The following is a 1,948-nucleotide window of genomic DNA, read 5'->3' as shown; positions in this document are numbered from 1 at the left end:
GGCCGGGCGCGCCGCCGGGCCGAGGCCCGGCTGACCAGGGCGATGAGCCAGGTCGGCGAGGAGTACGTGCTGTCGCCGGTGCGTGCCGTCATCGCCGCGCACGCCGACGCCCGCACCGTGCTGGAGGTCGCCCGGCACCGCTGAGCGCCGGCGCCCCGGCCACGCCGGTCGGTTGGCTCGGCACCTGCCCGCGCGAGCGGCGGCGTAGTGTCGGGTCATGGCCACGCCACAGACCCCCTACGACGCGGTGCTGCACGCCGCTCGCGACGTGACCAAGCTCGATACGGCGCTGGACGCGGAGATGCTCGGCGCGGCGCTGCTGGGCAGCGTCTACGAGGTGGCCGAGACCGACCGAGAGACGGCGATACGCGAGTTCGTGGGCGGGTTCCTCGCCGCCACCTCGCGACGACGGACCGCCGCGGCGACCACCGTCCGCGCGGTCTTCGCCGCCCTGGTCCCGGACGCCACCGGCGCCGACCGGGTACGCCCGGGCGCCACCGCACCGGCCTGGTCCGGCCAGCTCGGCAAGGTGCACCTCACCGGCACCTGGGCGTACGGCGACGTGTACGGCGACCAGACCTCCTACCTGGCCACCTTCGCCTACGACGACGCCACCGGCGGCCCGGAGCACGCGCTGGTGGCCCTGGTCGACCACAACATCGGCATCACCAAGGACGTCTTCGTCGGCGGGCCGGCCGCGCGGATCCTCGACCAGGTCCGGCAGCTCTGCGCCGACGACGAGCTGACCTGGTTCCGGGAGGAGGACCCGACCCGGATGCGTGCCGAGGTGGGCCGGCACCTGGCGGTGACCGACGGTCTGGGGCAGTTGCCCGGCGCGGGCTCGCTGGCCACCGACCGTGCCCTGGTCGGTGCCCGACTGGCGGTGCTACCGGCCACCCCGTCGGCACCGGATCGGGGCGACGGCGAGCCGCTGTCGGAGGCCGAGCGGTCCGACCTGATCCGGCGTTTCCTGGCCTCGCCGGAGGCGGCGCAGGCCGGGTTGGACACCATCGACGGCGGGGATCTCGCCTCCCTGCACTTCTGCCTGGGCCTGCTGCTCGACCACGCGGCCACCTTCCCGGACGCCGACCCGCTGCGGTGGAGCCCCACCGTGGCCGGGCTGTTCCTGCTCGACTGGGTGCACCGGCGGGCCGTGTTGGACATGGACGACGCGGCGATGCTGCCCCGGGTGTTGCGCGCCTTCACCGCGTACGCGGCCCGCAAGCGGGGACTGCCGCAGTCGGGGGCGAGCGCGACGGACACCGCGATCGAGGAGATGGTGCCGGAGTTCGTCCGGCTCTATGCCACCGGTGAGCGGCGCAGCCCGGCGACCGCCGCCGTCGCCCAGTTGATGGCCGACGGCGTCGACCCGGACGACCCGGCCGCCCTGGACGCCTGGATCGAGGCGAACCGGCACCGTCTCGCCGACGACGGCTGACCGCCTCACGGCTCGACCAGGGTGAGTCGGCGGGGTGCGACGTCGACGGTGAGGCGCTGCCCCCAGTCGAGCGTGAGCCGGTCGGCCTCCAGCCCGTCGGCGAAGACCACCAGACCGTCGGACTCGGCGGTCAACTCCAGCCGGTCGCCGTCGTCGAGGCGGCCGGCGGTGAGACTCACCCCGGTCACCGGGGACGGCCACGCCTCCCGGACGAACCAGCACAGGGCCGCCTCCTCCGGCGCGGGTGGGCGCGGCGCCCCCGGACGGTCCCGCGCGATGGACGCGCACCAGCCGGTCGCGCCCGTACCGCTGCCCACCACCACGCCGGAGGAGGAGTGCCGTTCCCGGCGCTCCCGCCCCTCCACGGGCACCGAGAGCAGGTAGCGGGCGGACTGGTGGGAGGCGTGGCCGACGTACACCTCGTTGAGGCCGAGAAGCTCCTGGCCGTCGTCGAGCGCGGCGCGGACCATCGCCCGGGAACGGGTCGCCGCGCGCTGCGCCGCCACCGCC

The 1,948-nt window shown here is 75.5% G+C and carries 1 protein-coding gene and 1 pseudogene; one reads left to right on the top strand and one right to left on the bottom strand.

Annotation, left to right across the window (positions count from 1 at the left end):
* Positions 1-217 precede the first annotated feature (217 nt).
* Positions 218-1,438: a hypothetical protein gene (locus EYA84_RS31235; protein WP_131057778.1), complete on the top strand. Its 1,221-nt coding sequence runs from the start codon at positions 218-220 to the stop codon at positions 1,436-1,438.
* Between the two features lie 5 nt (positions 1,439-1,443).
* Here EYA84_RS31235 and EYA84_RS32820 read toward each other — a convergent pair.
* Positions 1,444-1,948, bottom strand: a pseudogene (locus EYA84_RS32820) (hypothetical protein); the annotation flags it as partial.

The sequence above is a fragment of the Verrucosispora sp. SN26_14.1 genome (assembly GCF_004307965.1).
In the GTDB taxonomy this organism is placed as follows: domain Bacteria; phylum Actinomycetota; class Actinomycetes; order Mycobacteriales; family Micromonosporaceae; genus Micromonospora.
Note: the sequence above shows the minus strand (reverse complement) of the source record. Positions and strands in the feature narration are given on the sequence as shown.

What these genes read in the sequence shown, in the direction of transcription:
- EYA84_RS31235 (WP_131057778.1), top strand. Translation starts at nt 218, where the DNA reads ATGGCCACGCCACAGACCCCCTACGACGCGGTGCTGCACGCCGCTCGC.